This window comes from Reyranella soli (genome assembly GCF_007992495.1).
GTDB classification, from domain to species: domain Bacteria; phylum Pseudomonadota; class Alphaproteobacteria; order Reyranellales; family Reyranellaceae; genus Reyranella; species Reyranella soli.
The window spans coordinates 1-1,218 of sequence record NZ_BKAJ01000365.1; the positions used below are offsets into that span (position 1 = coordinate 1).

General features: G+C 64.4%; 1 protein-coding gene. It reads left to right on the plus strand.

Features of this window, described 5'->3' with window-relative positions; genetic code table 11:
* Nucleotides 1-100: 100 nt before the first annotated feature.
* A partial coding sequence (locus tag RSO01_RS46795) for an IS256 family transposase (protein ID WP_147157479.1) occupies nucleotides 101-1,218 on the plus strand: 1,118 nt, incomplete at its 3' end.

The following is a 1,218-nucleotide window of genomic DNA, read 5'->3' on the forward strand; positions in this document are numbered from 1 at the left end:
ATGACGTAGAGAATCTTTCGCAGATTTGGGCGGTGGCTCCCGCTCTGGCTAAGTTGGCGTTGCGAGACGACCGACGAAGCCATCTGAACAAGGAGCCACCATGGAAGAGGATAACAGAGGGACTGCCCTCGGCAACGTGATCCGGATCGATGACGATCGGGTGCGCGAGCATCTGGGCCGGATCGTGCGGGGAACGGTCGAGGAGACGCTGAACGCCATGCTGGAAGCGGAGGCGGATCGTCTATGCAATGCCGGTCGCTACGAGCGCACGGCGGCCAGGCGCGACCAGCGGTCGGGCAGTTACGACCGCAAGCTGCAGACCACGGCCGGCGAGGTGACGCTGAAGGTGCCGAAGCTGCGGATGCAGACCTTCGAGACCGCGATCATCGAACGCTATCGGCGGAGGGAGAGCTCGGTGGAGGAAGCGCTGATCGAGATGTACCTGGCCGGCGTGTCAGTCCGTCGCGTTGAGGACATCACAGAGGCGCTGTGGGGGACGAGGGTCAGCCCCGGCACGGTGTCCAACCTCAACAAGAAGATCTACGGCCAGATCGAGGCCTGGCGGCACCAGCCGATCGAGGGCGAGCAGCCCTACCTGTACCTCGACGGCATCGTGCTCAAGCGAACCTGGGCTGGCGAGGTGCGCAACGTTTCGTTGCTGGTGGCGATCTCGGTCAATGCCGACGGCTACCGGCAGATTCTTGGTATCGTCGAGGGCGCCAAGGAGGACAGGGCGGGCTGGAGCGCCTTCCTCGCGCACCTCAAGGGACGCGGGCTCAGCGGCGTCGAGCTGATCGTCTCCGATGCCTGCATGGGCCTGGTCGAGAGCGCCGCCGAGTTCTTCCCCATGGCGCGCTGGCAAAGATGCATGGTGCATTTTTACCGCAACGTCTTCAGCCACGTCCCGGCCGGCAAGTTGCGCGAAGTAGCCTTGATGCTCAAGGCCATCCATGCCCAGGAAGACCTCGCGGCAGCCCAGCGCAAGACGGGCGAGGTGGTTGCTCGGCTCCACAACATGAGGCTCGGCAAGGCGGCCGAGCTGGTCGAGATCGCCGGCCCCGAGACGCTGGCGTACTACGCGTTTCCGGAAGAGCACTGGCGGCGCATCAGGACCAACAATCCCCTCGAGCGCATCATGCGCGAGATCAGGCGGCGAACTCGCGTGGTCGGCGCCTTCCCGGACGGCAACTCCGCCCTTAACTTGGCCGCTGCTAGATT